This is a genomic window from Chryseotalea sp. (assembly GCF_057350905.1).
This window is the reverse complement of record NZ_JBMRCF010000008.1, coordinates 569,891-595,627: the sequence shown is the minus strand read 5'-3', so window position 1 is coordinate 595,627 and position 25,737 is coordinate 569,891. Positions and strand designations below refer to the sequence as shown.

Genomic DNA, 25,737 nt, shown 5'->3' with positions numbered 1-25,737 from the left:
TCGAACTTATTGAGAGAAGCCCTCCTGTAAATTCGGGAGGGCTTTTTATTTTTATATATGATTCAACCTCCAACTTTACAATATGGTGACTGCGTGGGCATAGTTGCACCCGCACGAAAAATAGATTCAACGTTGATCGATGACGCAAAAGCAATACTGGAATCCTGGGGACTAAAGGTTGAAACAGGGCAGAATTTATTTAGTGAGGATCATTCCTATTTTTCTGCACATGACGACAAACGTCTTAAAGACTTTCAGGAATTCTTAGATGCCGATCATATTCGCGCCATCATTTGCGCCAGAGGAGGTTATGGCAGCACAAGAATTATTGATTATTTAGATTTCAGTAAATTCCTTAAGCAACCTAAATGGATCACTGGATACAGTGATATTACTGGAATACATGTAAAGTTGCAATCAATACACGTGCAAAGCTTGCACAGTACGGTGCCGGCATTGTTTACGAAGGAAGGTGCTGACTTGTCGGTGGCGTATTTGAAGAATATGCTTTTTGGTGAACGCCCTACTATACAAGTATCAACAGACAAACAGAATAAAAGAGGCACCGCAAGTGGCCCGCTGACAGGTGGAAATTTATCTCTGCTGGTTGATTCATTGGGCACCAGTACAGAAATAGACACCCATGGAAAGATCCTCGTCATTGAAGATGTTGGTGAACATTACTATCGTATCGACCGCATGCTTGTACAATTAAAGCGGGCAAACAAATTGAAAAATTTAAAAGGATTAGTAGTTGGTTATTTTACTGATATCAAGGAATCAGTACTTCCCTTTAATGAATCTGTTAAAGACATTATTCTTAATCACACAAAAGACTGCAACTTTCCTATTGCTTTTAACTTTCCCATAGGACATGAAGAACCCAATCTTTCTTTTATTGAAGGAGCCAATGCTACGCTGCTGGTTAATGAAGCAGAAGCACGTCTTGGTTATAACAATGAATTAATCAATCCGTAAGCACCTAGTATAAGCAGTGTTGCAGCTGGTACATATTTCAGTATAGAGTTTCCACGCATGTAAATGGCAGCTTTATTGGCGAGGTAGGCAATGAGCATGAAAAAACTGAGCGCTCCCAATACAACTCCAATCAGGTAGGCGTGTAAATCGTAATCACTATTAATTGTAAGCCATTGCTGACTTTTTAAATATGCAGTGATGGCAATCCAATATGGTATGGCGAGGGGATTTAAGACACCAAGAATTAATCCTTTTCCAAAGCCAAAAGCTTTTGCGTCTACCTTCTTTATATGTTGTTTTCTGAGTGAAATGAGGTTAAGTACACCCAGCACCAGCATAACACTGGCACCGATGCGCTCAAAGTTTTCCACAATGCCCGGTGTAGAGGTAATCAGTGTTTCAAAATGAATGGCAATCCAGCAATAAGGATATTCCACAAGTGCAGCGGCAATAGAAAATTGCCAGGCTGCTTTTAATTTATTCTCCAAGCCTAACTGCAACACACTGAGGTTAAGTGTGCCTGGAGGAATGGTGCCTATAAAACTAAACACAAAGGCTATGCTGAAAGCTATAAGTACGCTCATGGTTGCACAGCCAGTTTAAATTTTTGGTAAAAGCTTTTGGCTTCACCGTAAGTCAGGTAAGCAATACCCAGTTTATTATTTTCACGGGCTATTTTAAAAATATATTGCCAGTGGTTAAGCATAATCCCTACTGCACGCCAGAATGAAAAGCCAGGTTGATAGATATGAGCAGGCTCAGCACCACATCCATTCAACTCTAAAATTTTAATACTTCCTTCTGTTAAAGCAGTAACAGATTCGCAACGGAGATCAAACCTTCCGTAATAAAAACCTTCAATTTGCTGACTGATTTTGTCAAAGCTGTTATTCAGTTTTTCGTTTATTAGATGATTGCTGTTGAGAAATGTGGTGCCTAAACAATGATTTCCAATTGCATTTAATAAAAAGATATCTCCAGCTGGAATAATATTTTTGAGTTGAGCATGGTGCTGTTCCTTTAATTTATCCCACTGTAATTTTGCGCGGTCTTTGGCCAGTATTAACTCTTCGAGGGTGCTTCTTCCATTACCCGTAACGGTAAGCAATTCTTTACCTACAATGGAGAACACCTCTCCTTTTTTCTGAGAGGGTAAGCGTCTGTAGAAAACACCAAATTCTTCCGGAAGATCTACAAGCTCCTGAACAAGAAAATCAAACTTAAATGTGTTAATGTAATGTTGCGCTTCCACTTCGTTGTAGATACGCTTTACGCGATAGCCTCGTTCTCCCAAATCTGGTTTAAAAATTACCGGAAAAGTTAAACCAGCAGCATGCATGTGCTGAACTACATGAAGAAGGCTGCTGCTGCGTTCGATAAAAATAGTTTTTGCTTTATATGCTTCTGGAATCTTGTCAAGGATTTTAAATTTTGATTCCCCGAACATGCCCCCCATTTCAATGCCAGGGTTGGAGGCTGAAAAAAAGAAAAAAGATTTAGCCCTCAAAGAAAGCCATAGGTAGTAAAAGATCACAGGAAATTGAAGTATGCCAAAGGGCCAATATTCCCAATGGCGTAGCTTTATCATAAAATTGCTACGCCAGAAACGATTGAGAAAATTCATGTAGACTGACTAGGAGAGCGCTTTGTTTCCGGTTTCTTTGTGCCGAATGGTGGATGCAGCCACACCAAAATCAAAAGGCAATTGAATATATGGGGCTACTTCTTTAATACCAATCTTCATGATGGCCATATGATGCACAGCATGTTCGATGTTGTACACGAGCTCGCGGGTAAAATTAGTCTCAATGCGTACAAATTCATCTGAGCTCATATCATAACCTACCTCTAAAATAAGGGGCTTATTGTTATGTGTTTGCCCGACAAATTCTTGTATGCGCTGAATAGATGCCAAAGCAAGGTACTTATCACTTTCAATTAACTTATCGTGGGCGCGTTTATCATAATTAATGATGCCTTGTTCAAAGCCCTTTTCAAAACAAATGAAAAACTCGAGCGTATGGCGAAGGTGTTGGCCAATCGTAGCGTGGCTGAGCGTGGCAACAGGCTGACTGAAATCTGTTGCCTTAATATGCTGAACAAGGTCAGTAAGCTGATCTAGTATAATTCTGCAGGCTTGTCGCGGTTCCATAAAATTTATCCTAAACAAATATAAAGTAAAAGCAGCGCAAAAAAGTATGCCCCATATACAGGGATAGCATAGATACGGTAAAATTCTCTGAGTGGTTTTTTAGACTGTATGATTTGTCGTTTGCGTTACCTTAATGGGAACCGGGTTTTGTCGGGAAACAGGATTTTCAGCTCGCGCCAGACCAGTTCGGCTTCAAAGCCCTTTTGTATGGCATAACGGGACAGACGGTCGCGAAGGGTGAAAATATTATCGGCTTCTATGGCCGGTGCCTTTTTGCTAAAAAGATTTCTGAGGGTAGTGATATACTCATCGTCTCCAATTTCCTGAAGCCCCGCCTGAATACAATGCCTGGAGAGATTGCGTTGTTCTAACTCATTGGTGATTTTAAGTCGCCCCCAATGCTTAAGCCTGAACTTACCATTGGCAAATGCTTTGGCAAAGCGTTCTTCGTTTAAAAAACCTTCTGATATCAGATGATGAATAATCTCATCCACTTCATCACCTCTTATCCCTAACTCACGAAGCTTGGTTTCAACTTCCTGATGACAACGTTCCTGGTATGCACAGAAACGGTAGAGCTTAATTTTAGCTTCTTGTACCGTCATGCTACCCCTTTATTTACTACTTAATCAGCCCCTTGGTTTTTAGTACACTGTTAACAAACTTTCTTTCGTTGTCGGTATTAAAGATTTTATAGGGCAGATAGATCATCTGTGCTTTGTTTACCATTAATATGAAAGCATCTTTACCAGCTTTGGCGCTTTGTATCATATCCCACTTCATGGGCATGCCTTCGCGAGGATTAATCTTCATCAGTATTTGCTGGCTGCTGATCTCATAAGAGAATTTTTCGAAAAGCATTTTGCCTTGTTCGAGTTGGGTAACACCGAAAAACTGTACCCACCAAAATAAAACATAAAGCGCTAAACCGATAAAGGCTGCAATAAACCACCAGATGCTAAAAATCCAAAGTGAACCAAGACAAATGGCAAGGGCAGCCAGGGCAGCAATCCAACCTTGCTTTAAAAGTATGTTGGTAAGTGCCACTTTGATATAGACTTTTTTATCGAGCTTATAGTTTTTAGTTTTTACGATCATGTCGTTATTAAATTATTTGTTCTTAAATTTTTTCAGCCTTTAAACTTAAATCGAGACTTCTATATGAATGTGTCAATGCACCCACAGAAATATAGTTAACACCACATGCAGCCACACTTTTTAAAGTTGTCTCGGTAATTCCGCCACTGGCTTCAGTTTTGGCTTTGTTACCGATCAAAGTCACCGCAGCTTTCATGGTGGCAATATCCATATTGTCTAACATAATAATATCCACTCCACCAACAGCCAAAACTTCTTCTACTTCAGCCAAGGTTCTGGTCTCTACTTCAATTTTTAGTTTTTTATTAGAGGCGCGAAGATAATCTTTTGTTTGATTGATCGCTTGGGTAATACCTCCCGCCATATCGATATGATTATCTTTTAGCATGATCATGTCATAAAGACCAATTCTATGATTTTCGCCACCCCCGATTTTTACGCCCCATTTTTCTAGTAACCTGAAATTCGGGGTTGTTTTACGCGTATCTAATAGATGTGTGGAGGTGCCGGCAAGCAATTTTACGAGCTGATTGGTTTTGGTGGCAATGCCACTCATCCTCTGCATGCAGTTAAGCACAAGTCTTTCGCAGGTAAGAATAGAGCGTGATGAGCCATGCACAGTAAAGGCCCAATCACCTGCCTTTACGATAGCACCATCATTTAAATGGGCCTTTATTTCGAGGCTGGCATCAAAGTGTCTGAAAATTTCGTAGGCCATTTCTACACCTGCCAAAACACCGTCATCCTTTATTTTTAGTATGGCAGTGCTTTTGGCTGCCTGGGGAATAGCTGCCAATGTACTATGATCGCCATCGCCTACATCTTCGGCAAAGGCACTCTTAATAAAGTCCTGAAGGAATTGGGTCGTGATATAATCTGGGCGCACGGCACAAAGGTAAGGGCTGCGAATGAAATGAGAAGAAAGCTTTTGGCGGAATACTTATTCTTTTGAAAAAGAAATTTCGTGGATAAGCTGTTGGTTTTCTACAGTCTTAATCTTCATAAAAATGCGATATAAAGAAGCTCCGCTTTTGTATTGACCGATGGCAAAGGGTTGACCACTGGGAGATTGACCCTTATGTAAAATGTTAAAATCTGAAGGCGGATTAGCTTTAAAGAAATCTCGTAAAATAATTTCAGCTTGCGCCTTGCTATAGGTTTCCTTTTTACCATTAAGTTCGATATCTACGTTTTGATTGAAAAAACGCACTAATTCCTTGGCACTACCTGCTTTAATGGCCTCTTTTACCTCGTTAACGATATCGCCCTGACCAAAACCTTGCATTGAGATCAATGACACTAAAAATACAACCAGTACTTTAATTTGTTTCATAGGAGAAGTTGCACCAAAACTGTGCCGAAAGATACACTAATTTGTTAATGTCTTTGTTAATCAATAAGTGACCCTAAAGGCTACGGAAAGCCCTATATTTGCACGTTTTTATTGATTTTTATGAATAAGAAAGTCCTTTTAATGATCCTTGACGGCTGGGGATTGGCACAAAACAAAAATGTGTCAGCAATAGACCAAGCCAAAACTCCATTTATCAGTTCACTTTATAGCAAATATCCCAATAGTAAGCTGGAAGCCTCCGGCCTGGCGGTAGGTTTACCTGTCGGACAAATGGGCAATTCTGAGGTGGGCCATATGAATATTGGTGCTGGCAGGGTAGTGTATCAGGACCTGGTAAGAATTAATAAAGCAGTCGAAGACAAAGAGCTGGATACTAATCCGGTATTGATCGAAGCCATTACCTACGCTAAACAAAATAGCAAAAACATACACCTGATCGGTCTGCTTTCTGATGGTGGCGTGCATTCGCACATTGAACACCTTAAGGGATTACTAACCATTGTTGCCAATCATCAAGTCAATAATATTTTTGTTCATGCTTTTACTGATGGCCGCGATACTGATCCGAAAGGCGGCAGTGCCTATTTAAAAGATTTGTTGTCGCATATGAAAAAGACAACAGGAAAGCTGGCCAGTGTTGTAGGGCGCTACTATGCCATGGACCGCGACAAAAGATGGGAACGTGTTAAACTGGCTTACGACCTCATGGTGAAAGGAATTGGTGTCAGCTCAACCAATGCAATTCAATCAGTTGAGGATTCTTACGCTGCCAATGTAACCGATGAATTCATCAAACCTATTGTGATGGTTGATGCAAATCAACAACCTCTTGCTACTATTCAAGCCGATGATGTAGTGCTATGTTTTAATTTCAGAACTGATCGCGGCAGACAAATTACACAAGCGCTTACGCAGCAGGATTTCCCTGAACAGAACATGAAGAAGCTCGATTTGTATTACGTAACACTGACCAATTACGATGACAGCTTTAATGATGTGAAAGTGATGTTTGATAAAGATAATTTGAATAACACACTTGGTGAGGTATTAGCAAATGCCGGTAAGAAACAGATTCGTATTGCAGAAACAGAAAAATATCCGCACGTTACTTTCTTTTTCTCTGGTGGCCGTGAAGAAGCTTTTGATGGAGAATCGAGATTACTCTGTCCTTCACCCAAAGTTGCTACTTATGACTTGAAACCGGAGATGAGTGCTAATGATATCAAAGAGGCTATTATACCTGAGTTGAAAAAGAAAGAAGCCGACTTTATCTGTCTCAACTTTGCTAACCCGGATATGGTGGGGCATACTGGTGTATTTGAGGCTGTGGTAAAAGCCTGCGAAACGGTTGATGCATGTGCAGCTGCAGTAACACAAACTGCATTGGACAATGGTTACACTATTATCATCATTGCAGATCATGGCAATGCAGATTATATGATTAATGAGGATGGAACTCCCAACACAGCACATAGCACCAACCTTGTTCCCTGCATTTTGGTAGACAATAATTATAAAGGAAAAATGAAAGATGGTAAGTTGGGCGATCTTGCTCCAACCATATTAAAATTGATCGGCTTGTCAATTCCTAAAGAAATGACAGGTAATATATTGATAGACTAAATGAAATTTACTGCAGTTATTTTTTTATTGACCTTTTTGTTGTTGACTTCTTGTAAAAATACACCTGCCACGCAAAAAGAAAATGTCTTTGCCATTGATAGTATTCTGACATCTCAAAACAAAACCTTGCTGCAGTTGAAAGCAAGTGTTAATAAAGAGGTATTCATGGAAGGTAAGGAAGAGAAAACCAGTTTTGTGCCCGAAGATTCTTTAGCTTGGGCAAATGAGCTGCAAATTTTTCAACAATTGGCAACCATTAACAAACCCATAAATAGGGACGTTTATTATGAAACAGTTTTGCCTGATTCTCTAAGCAATCTTACCATCCGCAGCTTAAAAACAGATAAGAATCTTCCTTTAAAAGAATTGAAGATTTATTATTTAGATAGCCCAGAAAAGATCAGAAAAGTGGAGGGCTACATTAGTGAGAGGAATTCACTTTATAGCAGCGCCAGAATTTTATCATTACATTTTTCTGAAGTGTACAATAAAACATTGCTTACATCCTACACTGTAATTGGTGGCCAGCACATGATTTTGGGCGATACTGTTCAGTTTAATATTCAAAGCACAATCCGAGTCAATTAAAATTTATGGCAAAGCAATCGAGGGAGGCACTGCGAGAAGAAGACAAAAGACCAATCACAAAAGACACACTTAAAAAGTTAATTGGTATTTTTCGTTTTTTGGCCCCTTATAAACTCACTTTTATTATTGGTTTAATCTCATTAATGCTATCAAGTGTTATGTTGATGGCCTTTCCTTTTTTTGCCGGTAAGTTACTGGATGTGGCCAGTGGTAAGGAGGTACCTTACTTCAACAGTATCAACACCATTGCTTTGGTGTTGCTCGGTATATTGGTTGTACAAAGTATCTTTTCTTTTACAAGGGTATATACTTTTGCTATCGTAAGCGAGAAATCACTAGCCGATGTTCGCAATACAGTCTATAAAAAAATAATATGGTTGCCCATTACTTTTTTTGACAACAGAAGGGTTGGTGAACTGACCAGTCGTATTACCTCTGATGTTGCCATATTACAAGACACCTTTACAACAACTTTTGCAGAGCTGATCCGACAAGTATTAACACTGACCATCGGTATTGGCGTGATTTTTTACTTTGCACCCAAGCTCACTGTATTTATGTTGCTTACTTTCCCGGCCATTATTTTACTGGCACTTTTTTTTGGAAAGGCCATTCGTAAATTTTCAAGACAGGTTCAGGATAAACTTGCAGAGGCGAACGTAATCGTGGAAGAATCATTGCAAGCGATAACAGTGGTGAAGGCTTTTACTAATGAGTGGTTTGAAGTTGAACGTTACAAAAAGGCGCTTAACAGTGTGGTCGATGTTGCATTACGTTCGGCTCGTTTCAGAGGCTTATTTATTTCATTTGTCATTTTCGCATTATTTGGTGGTATAGTAGCTGTAGTGTGGTATGGTGCCAGGCTTGTGCAAGGAGGTGAGATTACCATTGGTGATTTATTGTCTTTTGTCTTGTATACAACCTTCATTGGAGGCTCTATTGCCGGACTTGGCGATATTTACGCACAGATCCAGCGATCAATCGGTGCCTCGGAACGCATTCTTGAAATAATTGACCAGGCAGATGAGCAGGAGACTGTTACGTCAAGTTTAAAACTGCGTGGAGATATTGATTTTAAAAATGTAAATTTTGCTTACCCAAGCCGGCCTGATTATCAGGTGTTGCAAGGACTGGATTTCTCGATTAAAGCAGGTGAGAAGGTAGCCTTGGTTGGTCAAAGCGGATCCGGTAAATCGACCATTATCAATCTGCTTATGCGTTTTTATCCACTACAGCAGGGTGAAATTAATGTGGATGGCCTGACACATGCCTCTTATAATTTAACAGCGTATAGGAGTAACGTTGGTATTGTGCCGCAAGAGGTAATTTTGTTTGGAGGCACCATTCGGGAGAACATAGCTTACGGAAAACCAGGAGCTTCCGAAGCACAGATAATTGATGCTGCGCGAAAAGCAAATGCCTATGAGTTTATTGAGCGTTTTCCGGATGGACTAAACACCATGGTAGGAGAACGCGGTGTAAAATTATCGGGTGGTCAACGGCAACGCATAGCCATTGCAAGGGCTATACTCAGAGACCCCAGCATATTGATTCTTGATGAAGCAACAAGCTCATTGGATGCAGAAAGCGAAGTATTGGTGCAAGAAGCGCTGGAAAAATTAATGGAAGGCAGGACCACACTGATTATCGCCCATCGCCTGAGCACCATCCGAAAAGTTGACAGAATATTTGTTATTAAGGATGGGCTATTGGCAGAAACAGGTTCGCATACTGAACTAAGCCAGCAACAAAATGGTATTTATAGTAACTTGCTGAAGCTGCAATTACAATGAGTAAATCAGATCATCTTTTAAAAGACTTTCAGTTACGCTCAACACCGGGGCGTCAGGAAGTCTTGGCTATTTTTCTGAAGAACAACCATGCTTTATCGCATGGAGACATTGAAAGGAATATGCCTGATGATTTTGACCGCGTGACCTTGTACCGCACCCTGAAAACGTTTCTGGACAAGGGATTGGTGCATAAGGTGCTGGATGATGAAGGCGGGCTTAAATATGCCCTATGTAACCACAACTGCAATGCCACGGGACACGACCACAACCATGTCCATTTTAAATGTACTGTTTGTGGCCAAACCAGTTGTTTGGATATTGAAATTCCAGGCATAAAACTGCCTAAAGGATATAGACCTGTTGAATCTAATCTCCTAATACAAGGAACTTGCCTTAATTGTGGCTGAAATAGGTTACTTTTAAAGACGCCATGTATAAATCACCCGTGTAAGTTTTTGGGATAAAAATATATTCGTATTTTGGCGTCTTGGGGACTTTCTCAAGTTTGAGAATTCTCATTTTTTGATTGATTTAACCGCAATACTTTGCAGTCTATAGCCAGCCTTTTATTCTTCTCCCTCTTTGGGGACAGCAACGGAGCCGAAACCATATTATTTGGTGCCTTCGGCCTCGTAATCATTATTTTCCTGGCATTAGACCTTGGTCTTTTCCACAAAACCGCCAGAAAAATCACCACTAAATCAGCACTTTACCAATCAATTTTCTGGGTAATAATTGCTACTATTTTTGGAGTATTCATATATCTCTATGACGAATCCGGGTCAACCGGAATGATGGAATACTTCTCGGCCTACCTCACAGAGTATGCTTTATCGGTAGATAACATCTTCGTAATTCTACTCATTTTGAAATACTTCCAGGTGAAGGAAGAATACTATCATAAAGTACTCTTCTGGGGAATTTTGGGTGCCGTTGTTTTCCGCGCCATCTTCATTTTTGTGGGCGCTCTACTCATTCACGAGTTTCATTGGATACTCTACATTTTTGGTGTGTTTTTAATTTACTCGGGTATACGAATTTATTTTGAGGACGAAGACGAGAAAATTGAGCCTGAGAAAAATCCTATTCTTCGCCTTTGCAAAAAATATTTGCCAATGGCCAAAAAGGAGGAGTATGGCGACAGCTTTATGGTGAAGGAAAATGGTAAATGGGTATTTACCTCACTCTTCTTAGTAATTATCTTAATTGAAACAACCGATTTAATTTTTGCAGTAGACTCCATTCCAGCAGCTTTTGCTATTTCTCAGAATGAGTTCATCATTTATACATCCAATATTTTTGCGGTGATGGGTCTAAGGGCTATGTTCTTCCTGTTATCAGGTGTTATAGACAAGTTTTACCTGCTCCAAAAGGGTCTTTCTATTATCCTTTTCTTTATTGGCGCCAAAATGCTGTTGGATATCTGGGATGTACACTTGCCACCACTCTTATCCTTTACGGTGATTATTGCTACGCTTACGTTGGCAATTATATTCTCTGTATTGATTCCCAAAGTGAAAGAGGCCTCTGCTAAGGAGTAGTAACGCTTTATCTTTTTCTAAACTTCTTCAGAGAAAATATTCTTTGGTAGAATTTTTAATAAGATGGGCAGCGTTAAAAACTTTTGTGGAAGTGAAATAATAACAAAAGTAGGTACTGTTCGGAGCATAGCGATAAGTAGCTCACGCATTTGCTCCTGTTCCTCTTTATTCAACTCAGCGGATCTTGATTTTTTAAGTAACTCACTCAGGGCCTCACTGTCTTGTATTTCGCGTTGCAAGCGACTTTTATTCTTTTCTGCAATTTTAGAAACACGGTTAATAAAGTGCTCACTTACCAATTGATAATCCTGTTTGTTCTGCAGGTACTCTAATTGTTCCCAATGCTCCAGTACAAAGCCCTCAATGGCTATCATACTGTTCTCAAGGTCTTCATCATTAAAGCTCAGGTACTCACTAAAACGTTTAAGAAAATCCTCCTCTTGTTTTTCAACCCTTCGATCTGCCCACATGGTAAGAATGGAAATTTCAAGAAAGAATTTTTTTAGTATCCAGGAATTTTCTGAAGGGAGATTAATTTCAGAAATATCAATACCCTTTTCAAAAATAGCGATGGCTTCTTTGCGCTTTTCACTTGAAAGATCAGCACTTTGTATAAAGAGTTCCAACAATTTTTTTTCTTCAAACTCAACACTCTTGTTCGCATGCGCAGAGGCAGCGATAACTTTTACGACAGAGAACCTGAGTTCTTCTCTTTCATAGCGGAAAAAGTCAGATACAATTTTGTCGGCATTGGTGTGTATCCATTGCCCGAAAATAAATACATCGAGAAAAAGTAAACTGTTATGGAAGAAGCTGGACCAAAAATTTCCTTTAAAGTCTGCAGTTCTCTCAATGCGTTTTTCCAGAATTCGTTCAGCTAATTCCAGCGGAGATTTTCTTTTACCAAAAAGTGTTTTAGATGGTGTTGCCAGCTCAGGGAAAATATTGTTATAAAAGTTGCCAATGTTTTCAAGCGTTTTAATAATCACTTGCGAAAACTCATCCGGACTGGAAATGGTTTTGTCATGATATAGCAGTGCGCTGCTAATCAGGCTCTCGGCTAATAAGATTTTCATCCTGTCTTTCTCCGACAGATCTTCGGTAGGCTCTCCCTCAAAACGCAAACCATGACCATACATAAGCCCGGTTGGTTGCAGTATTCTGTAAAGTGAGTGTTCTGGATGGGCGGCTTTACTTTTTGTTTTACTGGTAAGATCCTTCAACAGATCTTTGCGAAAATTTAAGTATTCCTCAAGCCATCCTTTTCCGAGCGTTTTCATTGTAATACTGGGGAGATAAGTTATCTAAGATAGAGATTTCTTTCGATAATTTATTTTTCAATTGCTTTCCAGCCCTTTGCTTCTAGGGCAGAAGCCGCCTCCTCTACCTTTATTTTTAAAGACTGTTTGTAAGCAGCAAGACGTTCAGCTAGTTTTTCATCATGGGTTGCAAGGATTTGCGCTGCAAGGATACCGGCATTTTTTGCACCGTCAAGGGCTACCGTAGCTACGGGCACACCGCCCGGCATTTGCAAAATGGAAAGCACAGAGTCCCATCCATCAATAGAATTAGATGATTTAACGGGCACTCCAATCACCGGTAAGGTTGTAATGGAGGCAACCATGCCTGGGAGATGTGCCGCACCGCCTGCGCCAGCTATAATTACCTTTAAGCCCTTATCTCTGGCTTGCTGGGCATATTCCACCATGCGCAAGGGCGTTCTATGTGCTGAAACAATGGTGAGCTCATAGGCAACCTGCAGTTCGTCTAAAACTTCTGCTGCCTCTTTCATAATGCGCAGATCAGACTGACTGCCCATAATTATACCCACTGCTACTTTTGTCATGCGATTACTTTTAAAGTTTGTTTTACAAGTTGTGTTGTTTGCTTGAGTTGCTCAATGTTACTATCAACAATAGTTACATGCCCCATTTTTCTAAAGGGCTTTGTGATACGTTTGCCGTACAAGTGCACGTGAACACCGGGCAGCTTGGCAATGGCTTCAAAACCCTGGTAACGTGCTAAGCCTTCATAACCCTCCTCACCTAATAAATTAACCATAGCACTTGGCAGTACTGTGTTGCATGCACCCAGTGGTAAGTTAAAGATGGCCCGTAAATGTTGTTCATATTGAGAAGTGATATTCGCTTCAATACTTTGATGCCCACTGTTGTGCGGTCGTGGCGCCACTTCATTTACTAACACCTTTCCATCTTTAGTCACAAACATTTCAACAGCTAATAGACCTGTCATGTTTAATGATTTAATAACCTTGCGGGCAATGCTATCTGCTTCCTGTGTTACATTATCTGACAGCGTAGCGGGAGCAAAAAGATATTCAACAAGATTTTTCTCCGGATGAAAAACCATTTCAACAGCTGGATATGAAACGATATCTCCATTTTGATTGCGGGCTACAATAACAGCAATCTCCTTTTCAAAATCTATTAGTTTCTCAAGCAGACCAGGGGCATCAAACGCTTTGTCCAAATCGCTTTCAGTGCGCAATAGTTGCACGCCTCTGCCGTCATACCCTTCTTTACCTAATTTATTCACGGCAGGGAGAAAACTCTTTTGTTTCAGCACCTCCTCTTTTGTGTTTACCAGAATAAATTCTGCAGTAGGTATTTTGTGTTCTTCGTAGAATTTTTTCTGAATGCGTTTATCCTGAATCAGTTCGATTACTTCGGGTTGAGGATAAACCTGTTTACCAATCTTGACAAGTTCTTTTAAGGCTTGCGTATTGACATTCTCAATTTCTACAGTAATAATGTCGCAACGTTTTCCAAAATTTAATACCGTTTTATAATCTGTTAATTTACCAACAGTGAAGTCGGCCATAAAGGAGCAGGGTGCTGAGGCATCGGGATCTAATACAGCTACCGGCATGTTAAAGTCAATGGCGGATTGAATAAGCATACGACCTAACTGACCTCCGCCAAGAATACCAAGTTTTTTATCTGTAAACAGGTTGTTCATTTTTATAAGAATACACTATTTGATTTCAACACTTAAAATTACATCGCCAACTTCTATGGCATGCACCACATCCATTCCGCTCTCCACTTCTGCAAAAATAGTATAACGCCCATCTAAATGTGGGGTGGGTGAATGTGTAATAAACCATTGTGTCCCCTCTGTATCTTTTCCGGCAGATGCCATACCTACCGATCCTTCCTTATACCTGCGTGCTGTAAATTCAGAACGAATAGAGTAATCTTCGCTACCATAGCCGTCACCCCTGTTGCAACCACCCTGGATAACGAAATTGGGAACAACTCTGTGAAAAGTTTTATTATTAAAATATTGCTGCTTAGCCAGTGATACAAAATTAACAACAGAACCTGGAGCTTCATCCACCAATAAATTTAGAACGATTTCTCCTTTGCTTGTTTTGATGTAAGCCTTTTGACTGCTCTTTATTTCTTTTACTAAAGTCCAGTCTATCGGGTGATTAAATTCGTTTTTTACTTCTACAGCTTTTCTGCCTTCTAAATAAGCAATGGCGGCTTCAAGTGGTTGAAGTGATTCATTGTCTTTAGGCAGTGAAAGTTTAGCTTTTGCGGCAGTGAGGAAACTTATATCCTTGATTAAACTTTTATATTGCTTTGTGCTGTCGCCCAACACTTGTGCCACAATACCGATTACGGCAGCATCACCCTTACCAATCGCCTGTTCATATGCGGCTAAGAAAGCCGGTCTTTGATCTGCAGAAAAATCGCTCGCATCGTTAGCAGAACTTAGCGCAGACGCAGCAGCGGATAATAAAACAGGACTTTCAGTCTTGTTTAATTCAGCCAGAATAAAATCAAGGTTGGATGAAGAACGTCCCAGTACATTTAGGAGCGCAGCTTTGTGATATTGATTAGTACTGCTGTTATAGTTTTGTTTAATTGTTTCGAAAGGGAAATCTTTTGGAGATAGTGCAACGGCTATGCTGAACAATGTTGACTGAACACGCCATTGCGAGCTCTTTGTGGCGACCTCAAGCATTTTAGCAGAAGCTGTAGTTGGTGCAAAATTAATCAGTGCTTCAGCGGCTGCCACGGATACTTGAGCACTCGTATCGTTGAGTGCAGTTAATAAAAGAGGTTCAGCTTTTTCGTAAGCGAAGGTTCTGAGTGCTCTTAAAGCACTCACGCGAACGCGTACATCACCATCATTAACATTGGTTTGTAAAGCAGCAAAAGCTTCATCCGTTTTAAGATTACGAAGCGCTGAGTTGGCAGGAATGCGAATAAGTACTTGGGGATCGCTGGCAGCTTTAATTAAAAAGCCTTTGTCATCGCTAAAGTTGACAATGTTAGCCCTGCCAAAAAAATGCGCTGCTGCCAATCGCACAGACACATACTCAGAAGGAAGATTTTCATAGGCAGCGCTTACAACATTATCAGGTATAATGCCCCTAAGTGCAAGCCTGTACAAACCCCAAGCCTTTCCGGTTAAGACAATCGAATCAGTACTTATATAGTTGCTGAGAACAGTAGTATTTTGTTTTGATAAAACCTTGCCTAAGGCTTCCAATGCTTCACGGAGTACACCAGCAGATTCTTCTGTCGCTAAGCTTTCAGTCAAAGCAGTTTCTGATTGTTTACAAAGTGTTTGCCCTAATGCAAAGGCAGCAGCAGCCCTTACTTGCTCATCTTCATCTTGCTTTAATATTTTGCTGAGCGCAGGTGCAACAAGGCTGTCTTGTACAGAAGCAAAGGCAAGGCAAGCTTCTTTTCTATAAAGCGGATTTTCATTTTCCAAAAACAAACTTAAACTATCCACCTGACGCCTGTCCTGCAGATTGCTGATGCTGATAAGCGTGTTGTCTGAAAATTTATTATTCTTTCCTTGTTGACTTGTGCAATAAGTCAGGAGTAGAACGGGTAAGAAAAATATGAGCTTCTTCAAGGCTTAATGTTTTAAGACCTTAAAGGTAAGGCTAATATTTTAATGATAACCTCTAGCTATCTGTCTAAGTATTCAATAAAAACCAAGTGTTAGAATAATCTTATTTTAAAAGCTGGTAAACCAATAAAGCCGATAAGTAAGCAAGGGCGGACATGTAGCCTAATTGAATGAGTGGCCATTTCCAGCCTTTCGTTTCGCGGTACACCACTGCAATGGTACTCATACATTGCATGGCAAAGGTATAGAACACCAACAAAGATAAACCTACGGCCAATGTAAAGCGAGGCTCGCCCGTTTCAGGATTTATCTCTTGTTGCATTCTGCTCTTAATGGTATTCTGATCTTCTTCGCCAACGCTACCGATACTGTAAATAGTAGCCATAGTACCTACAAAAACTTCGCGTGCAGCAAAAGAAGTAATCAGTGCAATACCAATCTTCCAATCGTAGCCCAGGGGCTTAATAGCAGGTTCAATTGCTTTACCGATTACACCCGCATAGGAATTTTCCAGTTTGTAGGCAGCGATGCGATCTTGGAGTCCCTGTTCAGTCAAGCGCATGTTAGCGGTTTCCTGCATCACATAAGTCTCTGCATTTTTTAATTTATCACCAGGGCCATAGCTGGCCAATACCCACAGCACAATCGAGATGGCCAGGATTACCTTTCCAGCCTCAAGCACGAATGATTTTGTTTTTTCTACCAGTGTTAGCCCAACATTTGCTCCTTTCGGTAGACGGTACGTTGGCAACTCCATCATCAGATAGCTGCGTTCTTTTACCTTGATTAGTTTTTTCATTACCCAGGCAGATACCAATGCAGCAACAAAACCTAGTAAATAAAGACTCATTAATGCCAGGCCTTGTAAATTGAAAAAGCCGAGCACTTTTGTTTCTGGAATTATGAGAGCAATAAGTATGGTGAAAATGGGAATGCGCGCAGAGCAGCTCATTAAGGGCGTAACCATAATGGTAATAGTTCGCTCTTTCCAATTATCTATGGTGCGTGTTGCCATAATTGCCGGAATTGCACAGGCAACACCAGACATTAGGGGCACTACACTTTTACCGTTAAGCCCAAACTTGCGCATGACCTTATCCATCAGAAATACAACCCTGGCCATGTAGCCAGTTTCTTCTAACACCGCAATAAAGGCAAAGAGTATTGCAATCTGTGGCACAAACATAACAATGCCACCAAGCCCGGGGATTATACCCTCAGCAAGTAAGCGGGTTAAGGCACCATCCGGCAAAGTATTAGAAAGCCACCCACTAAAATCTGCGAAAAGGCCATCAATAAAATCCATGGGGTAAGAGGCCCAGGCAAAAACAGATTGAAAGACTAAGAATAACACAGCAAAGAAAATAGCATAACCTGCTACTTTGTGAGTAAGTATACGATCCAGTTTATGCGAGAAATTTTTCCAGGCATAATCTGGCTGCTTTAGAGTTGCTTCATTTAGCAAATCCTGAATAAAACCATAGCGCTGTATTGTTTCTGCACCTTGAAATTTACCTGGAAAGTATTGATGTGTTTTGCGGATGGACTCCACAAAATCTTGTTTGTCTTTTGATAAGAAATGAAGTGATTGTGGCTGTTCTAAAAACTGATACGCCTGGTAATCATTGCTCAATTGAAATACGTCTCTCAATTGTCTTACTGCCTCTTTCGCTTCAGGCCACACCGGAAAAATCGGTTGCATGCGACTTACTTCTGCCTGCGCGATTTCCCTTTTCAGCGCATCAATGCCTTCTCCCTTTCTGGCATTAATGGGAACAACAGTTACGCCTAATCTTTGTGCGAGCTTTAAAAAATCATAACTCACCCCTGCCTTGGCCGCAAGGTCCATCATGTTCAATGCCAGCACGGTTGGTAAGCCGATATCCACAATTTGGGTAAGCAGCAACAAACCTCTTTTAATGTTGGTAGCATCGACCACCACCACCACTTTGGTAGGTGCGCTTGGCGAATTTTGATCAAGCAAAGATTCTGCTACAATGCGTTCGTCAAGACTTCGGGGATAGATACTGTAAATGCCAGGCAAATCAATAACCTCCGTTTCACCAATGCCAGGTAGTTGTGTTCGGCCTATCTTTTTGTCGACTGTAACTCCGGGAAAATTGCCAACCTTTTGATTTAAACCAGTGAGGTAGTTAAAAAGAGAGGACTTACCCGAATTAGGGTTACCGATTAATGCAACTTTAGTGGGCTTGGCAGAACTCATTAATTCATAATTGAAATGGTGGCTGCCTCCTCAAGTCTAAGAGAGAGTTCGTAGCCCAAAACACTGATACAAATGGGGTCACCAAAAGGTGCCTTAAAGTTAAAACGAACCGGAGCACCGGGTAAACAACCCATCTCCATCAGCTTGGCAGATATCTCTGAATCGGTAAAACCAGCGATTATGGCCGTTTCTCCCGGTTTCATCGTTGCAACACTTTTTACCTTTTCCGCCACAGCTTAATTTAGATTAAATTTAAACAAGGCAAATATAGACTTGGTTTTGTTTTTGTACAATGATTTTAGCCATGGCAAAAAGAAAGAAAAAAACAGTGCCTCAGAAGGTTAACCCAAAGGATTCAGAAAAGGAATTGACCGAAAAGCCAGTACCACCAATCCAGGAGGATGACGAGGAATACCCTGCATATGGCATTTTGCCAAGCCGAGATCTAAAGAAGAACTTAGGCTGCGGTTAAAAGCCTATTTCAGAAATTGTAGTTTTAGTTTTTCATGATTCGCCAACATGGTTTCGTAGGCATGATCGTTATTATAAAACTGATTCATCATTTCTTTTGCGGCATTCATGGTTTTTAGAAACTCATCCTTAATCGGTTCACGTTGCATGCCTAAGAGCGTAGAAATTTCCGGGCCAACTAAATAACGCATTTGTGCATCGACAAAGTAAGCAGGCACAGCAGGAAAATAACTTTTATAATGATTGATGAGTTCCTCTGTTAATTTTCTTCCTTCCTCTGAAGGCTTAAAGTGCCTAAGTCTGATTTTTCGCTCCAGTATTTCGGCATTTGCCTTACTTTCTGGCAACAATGCATCATTGATATGAAGTTGATAGCCAATGTAGCGCCACACATATAAGAAATCCTCTTGTTCATCAACACTCAACCTGAAGCCAGTGCGTATTAAACCAACAAGTATGATATAAGAAAAGGCAAGGTTGGTACCAGCCATGTCCTCCTGATTAATCGGAACACCCCAGGATTTATTCCATTCCCCTTTGCCCACATAATAACGCGCCAGAGCATGAATCAATCTGATTTTATTGATTTGTATGTAGCCAATACCTTGAGGCGCTAAACTACCGGGACTTAATACTTTAATAATGAAATCGGCTGTTTCTACAAGACGCTTGCCTGTTGCCTTGCGCATCTTCTCAGTTTGATAAAGTGCTTTGTTGCCGGGGCTTGCCGCATAACAATAGGGGAGAGATAAGGCACCCAAGAGGGTCATTACATCGAGGGCATATTTTTTAAAGAATGCCTGGCCATTTTTTATTCGCTCGTATTGATACCAGTCTGGATCTGGTCTTTTGGTATTAAGAAAAGTATATAGACTATTGACTTTACCTTGTTTCTGAATAAAAGAATCTTCTTGTGCAAAAACACTATAGAGTAAACTTTTTTGTTCGTCTGCAAAATAGTCAGCTACAAGTTTATCAGCCGCTGTATCTCCAACGTTTCTTTGTTCATCTAAAAATCTCTCTGATGCGGTCATAAGGTTTAATCTATTCATTAAAGGTTATAGTGAACAGATTGTTTTGACTTTCTGAATTTTAATTTTCGATCAGATGCTTTCTGCAACAAAAACTCTTTTCACGCGCTCACTGGTGTTGGTCAGTATCTCGTAAGGGATGGTATTAATGCTTTCGGCTACTTGTTCTATAGGTAGTTGTTCTCCAAAAACAATTACCTCATCACCTTCCTTCACAGCTAAACCCGTAACATCAATCATGGTCATGTCCATACAAACATTACCAATAACCGGTACAATTTTACCTTTTACCAAAACCTTGCCAATGCCTTTGCTGAAGGCTCTGTTATAACCATCGGCATAGCCGATGGCGATGGTGGCAATGGCTTGTTCACCTTTTATTTTTCCATGTCTCCCATAGCCAACCGTTTGCCCTTCATGCAGATGATGAACCTGAGAAATAATTGTTTTAAGTGTAGCCACTGGTTTTAGAAACTTACTTTTTTGTGGAGTAGGATCAATGCCATATAAACCAATACCCAAACGAACCATATCGAATTGATATTGACTTAAGCGTAAAATACCCGGAGAGTTTAAGAGATGATAAAGAGGTTTGTAGCCAAGCGCAGTGCTTAACTGATCTGCAAGGTTTTTAAACAATTCTGCCTGCTCGGCAGAGTAGACGTCATGTTGTGGATCGTCAGCGCCTGCTAAATGGCTGAAGATGGTGGCCACTGTAATATTTTTATTTTCAAGAAGCAGATTAATCAATACCGGTAAGTCTTGTTCAGCAAAACCCAGACGGTGCATGCCTGTATCAAACTTAACATGTACCGTGCAGGAGCGGCCTTGTAAAAAAGTAAGTAATTTCTTGAGTTGATTGAGGTTGAAAACCTCTGGCTCTAAATTGTATTGTATTAAAGATTCAAACGTTTCAGGCGAGGGATTCATCACCATAATAGGCAGGTGAATATTATTTTTTCGCAACTCCACACCCTCATCTGCATAAGCAACACCCAAATAATTTACTTTATGGTATTGTAATAAACTTGCCACTTCTTTACTGCCACTACCATAGGCAAAGGCTTTAACCATGGCCATTATTTTAGTAGTCGGTTTTAATGAAGAGCGAAAGTAATTTAGGTTGTGCACCATATTACCCAAGTCAATTTCCATAACGGTGCCATGCACTTTTCGCTGTAAGCGCGCCACTATTTTTTCGAAAGCAAAAGCGCGTGCACCTTTGATGAGCACAATTTCATTAGAGAATAAATCTTCATTTAAATTTTTTAAAAAGGCATCCGTATTGTCATAAAATACAGCGTCCGAATCAAAAAAATCCTTGTGCGCAGAGAGATCCTTACCGATGCCAATGAAACGATCAATTTTATTTTGTTTAATCAGATCGCTCACCGCTTTGGTCCAATGTTTGGCTTCAACACCAGATTGTAAAATATCAGAAAGGATTAATGTCTTTTTAGTTTTTTGATACTGGTTATTCAAAAAATCAAGACTGACCTGAAGACCCGCCAGGTCATTATTATAGGAGTCGTCTATTAGTTGGCATTGATTAACACCCTCCTTCAGTTCAAGACGCATGGCAACTGATTGTAGGGCTTGCAAACCTGTTTGTATGTCAACCTGACTTAAACCCAGGTGCATCATGACCGCAACACAATGCAGGCAGTTTTCAACCGAAGCGGCATCTGTAAAAGGAAGACTCAATCTAAAATCAGTTTTGCCATAGCGGACCCGATAAGCATCAACTTTCTCAATGAAGATATCTGCTTCAGGAGTGTGCCCCCAACTCAGTGTTTTTAATTTTTTTGATTGAAGCACTTCGTCAATAAGTGCATGGTCTTTACAATAGACAACGAGATCGCTATTGGAAAAGAGCAGGGCTTTTTCTTCAACCTTCTCTTTCAAATTTGAAAAACCCTCGTTATGGGCAGTGCCAATGTTGGTAAACAAACCCAAGGTTGGCTTCAATATTTTTTCCAGTGCCTGCATTTCATTTTTCTTTGAAATACCTGCTTCGAAAATACCCATGGTATGATAAGGCCTGATATTCCATACTGACAAGGGTACACCTACCTGTGAGTTATATGATCCTGGATTTTTTACAATAGTGAAGTGTTGTGATAATAATTGATAAAGCCATTCTTTGATGATGGTTTTACCATTGCTACCGGTAATACCAATAATGGGAATGTTAAAAAGTGTTCGATGTGAAGCAGCAACTTGCTGCAAGGCCTGCGTGGCAGACGACACCTGCAGTACGTTCGCATCTGTGGGCAGGTCAATTTTTTTCTCGACAATAAAATTTCTGATTCCTTGGTCGTACAACGATTGGATGTACTGGTGACCATCATTGCGACTGCCACTGATGGCAAAAAACACAGCACCTCTTGAAAGGATAGCTTTTCGGCTATCAATCAGAAGATGTTCAAGCACCACATCTTCCCGGAGTTGTAAAACCTTGCCCTGGCAGATGCTTTCTAATTGCGAAAAATGAATCATGGATCAACTGAATTCATGTAAAGTAAAGCCCTGATTCATCAGCATACAAATTGATTGAAGATTGAATGGTTTTACAGAATTAACTTAAAAAAGTCGCATGCCGTTGGGCACAGGTTTATCTACTGTACTTAGTACAACATGACCATTTTGATCCGGAAAGCCAGTTACCAAAACCTCCGACATAAAATTGCCTATTTGTTTTGGAGCAAAGTTACAGACACAGATTACCTGTTTACCAAGCAGGCTTTCGGCTTGGTAATGTTGTGTTATCTGCGCGCTGGACTTCTTTATACCCCAATCGCCCAGGTCTACCCATACTTTTATGGCAGGTTTCCGGGCCCCTTCAAAGTTTTCGGCTTTCACAACGGTGCCTATTCGCAACTCTACACGTTCAAAATCAGCCCATTCAATGGTCATTTAATTAATATTTAGCGTTAAAACTTACATGAAATTCTAAAATTCAGACAAATTGTGGAATTTAGATGGCTAATTCTATTGAATCAAAGAACAAAAAGCTGAACAAAACCGTTTATAAAGCCTATCTTAAACGAACTATGAGGAAATTGCTCGCACCCTTGCTTACGCTTGTGTTGCTCACCGGAGCACAGATACTCGTTTATGCACAAGAATCAAATTCACGTCAATACGGCACTTTAGAAGGGCAAAATGAAAACCGCTACTACGAAAGTAATGCTGAAGGTGATCCAAATACCTTTAAAGCAGCCCTTAAGTCTGATTCAACCGCTCTGAAAGCGCCCCTAAAGAAATTGGCGGATAGCCAAAAACAGGCAGGTAAAAAACCTGAAGACGAGGCAGTTCCCTTTAATTTCCTCTATTACATTATTCAGCGTTTTAAAACTTCCGATATAATCGAGGACTAATATCTATATTTGCAACTTTGTTGCAAATGCCTTGAGAATCCCCATTCTTTTACTTTTACTTTTTGCGGCTTCAAGTGCCTACACTCAGCCACTATGTACCTATACAATTAACGGTAGGGTACTGGACAATGATGGACAGGCTTTGCCTGGCGCCACTATTTTTATTGCTGAGTTACAAAAAGGTTTGGCAAGCGATGACAAAGGCTACTTTTCGCTCCCCAATGTATGCGAGGGTATCTATACCCTTGAGGTAACTTTTGTAGGTTATAAGAATCAATCTCAAAAAGTAAGATTAAAAAAAACAGAATCTGTGCTGATCAGGCTGGAGTCTGATGAAACGGTTCTGGGGGAAGTAATTGTACAGGAGCACTATGACCACATCAGTAAATCGCAAACCAGTATGGCACTTTCAGGAACCCAGTTAGAAAGCCTGCGCGGCAAAAGCTTGGGAGCCGCGCTGAAAAATATTACAGGCGTTAATACCATTCAATCAGGCCCAGCCATTTTCAAACCAGTTATACATGGCGTGCATAGTCAAAGAATATTAATGTTGAACAATGGCATTCGTCATGAAGGCCAGCAATGGGGAGCAGAACATGCTCCTGAGATAGATCCTTTTCTTGCTTCAAATATTGTAGTGATCAAAGATGCCTCGGCCATCAAGTATGGCACAGATGCCTTGGGCGGTGTTGTTATTGTTAACCCGGCTGCATTACCCGTTACTCATGGGATTGGTGGTGCTTTTCATACAGTGTGGCAAAGCAACGGCAGGTCAGGAACTGCGGCAGGTATTGTAGAAGGTGCGAGTAAAAAAATAAAGGGGCTCAATTGGAGGACGCATGGTTCAATCAAAAAATCCGGTGACTACAATACGCCCGATTATCAACTCACCAACACAGGCTTCTCAGAAAGTAATTTTTCTGCGGCCTTGGGTTATCATAAAAATGAAGCGGCAGGGTATGAAATTTTTTACAGTCGATTCTCCTCTGAGTTGGGTATTTTGAGAGGGGCGTCAGTAAGCAGCATTGAAGACCTTCGAAATGCTTTTGAAGCAACCAAGCCACAGTATACAACAGACTTCTCCTACACCATACAATCACCACGGCAACAAGTGGTACATAACTTAATAAAAGCCAACGCACATTTTCATAAAGAGCATAATACGTTTTCCATTCAATATGCGATGCAGCAAAACGACAGGCAAGAATTTGATTTACGAAGAGACTCGTTGAATAGTTTGCCAGCCATTGATTTGACTTTACAAACGCACACACTTGATGCCGAGTGGGAACAGGAATTAGGTGAAGATAATTTTAGGTGCATTGGTATCAATGCCATGTTGCAAAGCAATGATAATAATTTTGGCACCAAACGCCTCCCCTTCGTTCCCAACTTCAGCAACTATTCCGCAGGCATTTATGCCATTCAGGATTTTACCGTTAAACAATGGGATGTTGAAGCGGGTATCCGTTTTGATTACCGATATTATACGGTTGCAGGTCGTGACTTCAGCAATACCGTTTATTCCAGCAACATGTTTTTTGCGAATGCCAGTGCCACTATTGGTGCTACGCGAAAACTTGGTGATGCTGGTAAATACACTTTTGGTTTAAGCAGCACCTGGAGGCCACCCCATGTTGCAGAGCTTTATAGCATTGGTACCCACCAAAGTGCAGCAGCCATTGAGTATGGTCTGTTAATTGATGAAGTAACAACGCGTGTAAGACCCATAGCGGAAGTAGATTTTCAAAACGAAAAAGCGCTGAAATGGGTGAATACATATCGCTTAACAAAACAAAAGACACAACTGGAGCTAACAGCCTATGCCAACTATATTTTTAATTACATTTATTTAAAACCAGAAGGCATCACGCGCGATGTGCGCGGTGCATATCCATACTTCAGGTACAGACAAACGGACGCATCTTTTATAGGCCTTGATTTACTTGCAGAACAGGCAATAGTCAATAATTGGAGTATACAATTTAAAGGCTCTTTACTTAAAGCAGATGATTTCAGAAATAAGGACTATCTGATTTACATCCCATCGAACAGGGCGGAACTACTCTTGCGTTATGATTATAAAAGAACTGGTAAGCTAACTAATTTTTTTGCCACTGCCGGCACAAGCTTTACTGCCAGGCAGCATCGCGCGCCAAGGGTGGTAAGTGTAGCTGAGATTTTACAAGCGCAAGAGGATGGTATAGATCTGTTTGCTACAGATAAAAGTATGTTTGATTTTATTGAAGCTCCCGATAGTTATTTTTTAGTGCAAGCCAGCGTGGGATTTTCAGTTAACATGAATAATCAAAAAATTGATGTTCAGCTTCAGGGCGAAAATTTGCTTGATCAGCGTTTTCGAGAGTACACCAACCGTATGCGCTATTTTTCGGATGAAATTGGCCGTAACATAAGTCTGTCGCTTAAATATAGTTTTTAAGGAATCGGCTATTCCAACGCATACCGCTTGTTTCCAAAAAGTAGAAATCGGACAATAAAGGCAAGGCATCAACACCCTATTGCACAGCAAACATCATCCAGTCAGAATTTAGCTAAAGACAATGATTAAAATTTTTAAAAAATTTTAAATGAAACATTGTTGCAAATA

General features: G+C 40.5%; 25 protein-coding genes. 9 read left to right on the top strand and 16 right to left on the bottom strand.

The genetic code is table 11. From position 1 onward, the window contains the following. The first annotated feature begins 57 nt into the window (after positions 1-57). Positions 58-978 (top strand): S66 peptidase family protein, encoded by a 921-nt coding sequence (locus tag ACO1XM_RS11110; RefSeq protein WP_486228860.1) that lies wholly within the window; start codon positions 58-60, stop codon positions 976-978. Here ACO1XM_RS11110 and ACO1XM_RS11105 read toward each other — a convergent pair. From ACO1XM_RS11105 to ACO1XM_RS11075, 7 genes are all read right to left on the bottom strand, one after another. Then, a complete protein-coding gene (locus ACO1XM_RS11105; protein WP_486228858.1) occupies positions 951-1,562 on the bottom strand; it encodes a LysE family transporter in 612 nt (203 codons plus the stop codon). The genes ACO1XM_RS11110 and ACO1XM_RS11105 overlap by 28 nt on opposite strands. Beyond that, entirely contained in the window at positions 1,559-2,602 is a 1,044-nt protein-coding gene (locus ACO1XM_RS11100) for an ATP-grasp domain-containing protein (protein ID WP_486228856.1), read from the bottom strand. Before ACO1XM_RS11100 ends, ACO1XM_RS11105 begins: the two co-directional genes overlap by 4 nt. Positions 2,603-2,611: 9 nt before the next feature. Beyond that, a complete protein-coding gene (locus ACO1XM_RS11095) occupies positions 2,612-3,130 on the bottom strand; it encodes a hypothetical protein (protein WP_486228854.1) in 519 nt (172 codons plus the stop codon). A gap of 125 nt (positions 3,131-3,255) precedes the next feature. Next, entirely contained in the window at positions 3,256-3,735 is a 480-nt protein-coding gene (locus ACO1XM_RS11090; protein WP_486228852.1) for a regulatory protein RecX, read from the bottom strand. 16 nt (positions 3,736-3,751) lie between these two features. Beyond that, a complete protein-coding gene (locus ACO1XM_RS11085; protein WP_486228851.1) occupies positions 3,752-4,228 on the bottom strand; it encodes a YcxB family protein in 477 nt (158 codons plus the stop codon). 22 nt (positions 4,229-4,250) lie between these two features. Further along, positions 4,251-5,114 (bottom strand): carboxylating nicotinate-nucleotide diphosphorylase, encoded by an 864-nt coding sequence (nadC, locus tag ACO1XM_RS11080; protein WP_486228849.1) that lies wholly within the window; start codon positions 5,112-5,114, stop codon positions 4,251-4,253. Between the two features lie 54 nt (positions 5,115-5,168). Next, positions 5,169-5,561: a DUF4783 domain-containing protein gene (locus tag ACO1XM_RS11075; protein ID WP_486228847.1), complete on the bottom strand. Its 393-nt coding sequence runs from the start codon at positions 5,559-5,561 to the stop codon at positions 5,169-5,171. A gap of 120 nt (positions 5,562-5,681) precedes the next feature. On the opposite strand from ACO1XM_RS11075, the gene gpmI reads away from it, so the two are divergent. From gpmI to ACO1XM_RS11050, 5 genes are all read left to right on the top strand, one after another. Further along, complete coding sequence (gene gpmI / locus ACO1XM_RS11070; RefSeq protein WP_486228845.1) at positions 5,682-7,205, top strand: 2,3-bisphosphoglycerate-independent phosphoglycerate mutase; 1,524 nt, start codon at positions 5,682-5,684, stop codon at positions 7,203-7,205. Continuing rightward, the gene (locus ACO1XM_RS11065; RefSeq protein WP_486228843.1) at positions 7,206-7,793 is read left to right on the top strand and encodes a hypothetical protein; all 588 of its coding nucleotides are present in this window, start codon (positions 7,206-7,208) and stop codon (positions 7,791-7,793) included. It abuts the gene before it with no gap. Between the two features lie 5 nt (positions 7,794-7,798). Beyond that, positions 7,799-9,586, top strand: coding sequence for an ABC transporter ATP-binding protein (locus ACO1XM_RS11060; protein ID WP_486228841.1), 1,788 nt, complete (start codon positions 7,799-7,801; stop codon positions 9,584-9,586). Continuing rightward, on the top strand, positions 9,583-9,993 hold the full coding sequence (locus ACO1XM_RS11055; RefSeq protein WP_486228839.1) for a Fur family transcriptional regulator: 411 nt from the start codon (positions 9,583-9,585) through the stop codon (positions 9,991-9,993). Before ACO1XM_RS11060 ends, ACO1XM_RS11055 begins: the two co-directional genes overlap by 4 nt. 138 nt (positions 9,994-10,131) lie before the next feature. Further along, positions 10,132-11,127 carry a TerC family protein gene (locus ACO1XM_RS11050; protein WP_486228837.1) on the top strand — a complete coding sequence of 332 codons (996 nt, stop codon included), beginning with the start codon at positions 10,132-10,134 and terminating at the stop codon, positions 11,125-11,127. A gap of 17 nt (positions 11,128-11,144) precedes the next feature. Here the strand turns inward: ACO1XM_RS11050 and ACO1XM_RS11045 are convergent, their stop codons facing one another. From ACO1XM_RS11045 to ACO1XM_RS11020, 6 genes are all read right to left on the bottom strand, one after another. Beyond that, positions 11,145-12,407 carry a tellurite resistance TerB family protein gene (locus ACO1XM_RS11045; RefSeq protein ID WP_486228835.1) on the bottom strand — a complete coding sequence of 421 codons (1,263 nt, stop codon included), beginning with the start codon at positions 12,405-12,407 and terminating at the stop codon, positions 11,145-11,147. Between the two features lie 50 nt (positions 12,408-12,457). After that, the gene (gene purE, locus ACO1XM_RS11040) at positions 12,458-12,973 is read right to left on the bottom strand and encodes a 5-(carboxyamino)imidazole ribonucleotide mutase (RefSeq protein WP_486228833.1); all 516 of its coding nucleotides are present in this window, start codon (positions 12,971-12,973) and stop codon (positions 12,458-12,460) included. After that, the gene (locus ACO1XM_RS11035; RefSeq protein WP_486228831.1) at positions 12,970-14,106 is read right to left on the bottom strand and encodes a 5-(carboxyamino)imidazole ribonucleotide synthase; all 1,137 of its coding nucleotides are present in this window, start codon (positions 14,104-14,106) and stop codon (positions 12,970-12,972) included. The genes purE and ACO1XM_RS11035 overlap by 4 nt, the downstream gene beginning before the upstream one ends. A 15-nt stretch (positions 14,107-14,121) precedes the next feature. Beyond that, positions 14,122-16,026 carry a peptidylprolyl isomerase gene (locus ACO1XM_RS11030; RefSeq protein WP_486228829.1) on the bottom strand — a complete coding sequence of 635 codons (1,905 nt, stop codon included), beginning with the start codon at positions 16,024-16,026 and terminating at the stop codon, positions 14,122-14,124. Positions 16,027-16,126: 100 nt separating this feature from the next. Then, a complete protein-coding gene (feoB, locus tag ACO1XM_RS11025) occupies positions 16,127-18,247 on the bottom strand; it encodes a ferrous iron transport protein B (RefSeq protein ID WP_486228827.1) in 2,121 nt (706 codons plus the stop codon). Beyond that, on the bottom strand, positions 18,247-18,450 hold the full coding sequence (locus tag ACO1XM_RS11020; RefSeq protein ID WP_486229540.1) for a FeoA family protein: 204 nt from the start codon (positions 18,448-18,450) through the stop codon (positions 18,247-18,249). Before ACO1XM_RS11020 ends, feoB begins: the two co-directional genes overlap by 1 nt. A 101-nt stretch (positions 18,451-18,551) precedes the next feature. Between ACO1XM_RS11020 and ACO1XM_RS11015 the strand changes: the two genes are divergently transcribed. After that, positions 18,552-18,719: a hypothetical protein gene (locus ACO1XM_RS11015; protein ID WP_486228825.1), complete on the top strand. Its 168-nt coding sequence runs from the start codon at positions 18,552-18,554 to the stop codon at positions 18,717-18,719. A 4-nt stretch (positions 18,720-18,723) separates the two neighbouring features. On the opposite strand, the gene ACO1XM_RS11010 is transcribed toward ACO1XM_RS11015, so the two are convergent. The 3 genes from ACO1XM_RS11010 to ACO1XM_RS11000 all read right to left on the bottom strand — a co-directional run bounded on the left by ACO1XM_RS11010 (position 18,724) and on the right by ACO1XM_RS11000 (position 22,665). Then, positions 18,724-19,752, bottom strand: a complete 1,029-nt coding sequence (locus ACO1XM_RS11010) for an oxygenase MpaB family protein (RefSeq protein ID WP_486228823.1) — start codon at positions 19,750-19,752, stop codon at positions 18,724-18,726. Between the two features lie 69 nt (positions 19,753-19,821). After that, entirely contained in the window at positions 19,822-22,248 is a 2,427-nt protein-coding gene (locus tag ACO1XM_RS11005) for a bifunctional UDP-N-acetylmuramoyl-tripeptide:D-alanyl-D-alanine ligase/alanine racemase (protein ID WP_486228821.1), read from the bottom strand. 84 nt (positions 22,249-22,332) lie between these two features. Then, positions 22,333-22,665 carry a tRNA-binding protein gene (locus ACO1XM_RS11000; protein ID WP_486228819.1) on the bottom strand — a complete coding sequence of 111 codons (333 nt, stop codon included), beginning with the start codon at positions 22,663-22,665 and terminating at the stop codon, positions 22,333-22,335. Positions 22,666-22,802: 137 nt separating this feature from the next. Here ACO1XM_RS11000 and ACO1XM_RS10995 point away from each other — a divergent pair, with 137 nt between their 5' ends. Both ACO1XM_RS10995 and ACO1XM_RS10990 read left to right on the top strand, forming a co-directional pair. Next, positions 22,803-23,129 carry a hypothetical protein gene (locus ACO1XM_RS10995; protein ID WP_486228817.1) on the top strand — a complete coding sequence of 109 codons (327 nt, stop codon included), beginning with the start codon at positions 22,803-22,805 and terminating at the stop codon, positions 23,127-23,129. Between the two features lie 31 nt (positions 23,130-23,160). Further along, positions 23,161-25,569: a TonB-dependent receptor gene (locus ACO1XM_RS10990; protein ID WP_486228815.1), complete on the top strand. Its 2,409-nt coding sequence runs from the start codon at positions 23,161-23,163 to the stop codon at positions 25,567-25,569. Positions 25,570-25,737 lie beyond the last annotated feature (168 nt).

Bases quoted from the DNA above. Each gene is read 5' to 3' on its own strand.
- ACO1XM_RS11110 (WP_486228860.1), top strand. From the start codon at position 58: ATGATTCAACCTCCAACTTTACAATATGGTGACTGCGTGGGCATAGTT.
- ACO1XM_RS11105 (WP_486228858.1), bottom strand. From the start codon at position 1,562: ATGAGCGTACTTATAGCTTTCAGCATAGCCTTTGTGTTTAGTTTTATA.
- ACO1XM_RS11100 (WP_486228856.1), bottom strand. From the start codon at position 2,602: ATGAATTTTCTCAATCGTTTCTGGCGTAGCAATTTTATGATAAAGCTA.
- ACO1XM_RS11095 (WP_486228854.1), bottom strand. From the start codon at position 3,130: ATGGAACCGCGACAAGCCTGCAGAATTATACTAGATCAGCTTACTGAC.
- ACO1XM_RS11090 (WP_486228852.1), bottom strand. From the start codon at position 3,735: ATGACGGTACAAGAAGCTAAAATTAAGCTCTACCGTTTCTGTGCATAC.
- ACO1XM_RS11085 (WP_486228851.1), bottom strand. From the start codon at position 4,228: ATGATCGTAAAAACTAAAAACTATAAGCTCGATAAAAAAGTCTATATC.
- ACO1XM_RS11075 (WP_486228847.1), bottom strand. From the start codon at position 5,561: ATGAAACAAATTAAAGTACTGGTTGTATTTTTAGTGTCATTGATCTCA.
- gpmI (WP_486228845.1), top strand. From the start codon at position 5,682: ATGAATAAGAAAGTCCTTTTAATGATCCTTGACGGCTGGGGATTGGCA.
- ACO1XM_RS11065 (WP_486228843.1), top strand. From the start codon at position 7,206: ATGAAATTTACTGCAGTTATTTTTTTATTGACCTTTTTGTTGTTGACT.
- ACO1XM_RS11060 (WP_486228841.1), top strand. From the start codon at position 7,799: ATGGCAAAGCAATCGAGGGAGGCACTGCGAGAAGAAGACAAAAGACCA.
- ACO1XM_RS11055 (WP_486228839.1), top strand. From the start codon at position 9,583: ATGAGTAAATCAGATCATCTTTTAAAAGACTTTCAGTTACGCTCAACA.
- ACO1XM_RS11045 (WP_486228835.1), bottom strand. From the start codon at position 12,407: ATGAAAACGCTCGGAAAAGGATGGCTTGAGGAATACTTAAATTTTCGC.
- purE (WP_486228833.1), bottom strand. From the start codon at position 12,973: ATGACAAAAGTAGCAGTGGGTATAATTATGGGCAGTCAGTCTGATCTG.
- ACO1XM_RS11035 (WP_486228831.1), bottom strand. From the start codon at position 14,106: ATGAACAACCTGTTTACAGATAAAAAACTTGGTATTCTTGGCGGAGGT.
- feoB (WP_486228827.1), bottom strand. From the start codon at position 18,247: ATGAGTTCTGCCAAGCCCACTAAAGTTGCATTAATCGGTAACCCTAAT.
- ACO1XM_RS11020 (WP_486229540.1), bottom strand. From the start codon at position 18,450: ATGAAACCGGGAGAAACGGCCATAATCGCTGGTTTTACCGATTCAGAG.
- ACO1XM_RS11015 (WP_486228825.1), top strand. From the start codon at position 18,552: ATGGCAAAAAGAAAGAAAAAAACAGTGCCTCAGAAGGTTAACCCAAAG.
- ACO1XM_RS11010 (WP_486228823.1), bottom strand. From the start codon at position 19,752: ATGACCGCATCAGAGAGATTTTTAGATGAACAAAGAAACGTTGGAGAT.
- ACO1XM_RS11005 (WP_486228821.1), bottom strand. From the start codon at position 22,248: ATGATTCATTTTTCGCAATTAGAAAGCATCTGCCAGGGCAAGGTTTTA.
- ACO1XM_RS11000 (WP_486228819.1), bottom strand. From the start codon at position 22,665: ATGACCATTGAATGGGCTGATTTTGAACGTGTAGAGTTGCGAATAGGC.
- ACO1XM_RS10995 (WP_486228817.1), top strand. From the start codon at position 22,803: ATGAGGAAATTGCTCGCACCCTTGCTTACGCTTGTGTTGCTCACCGGA.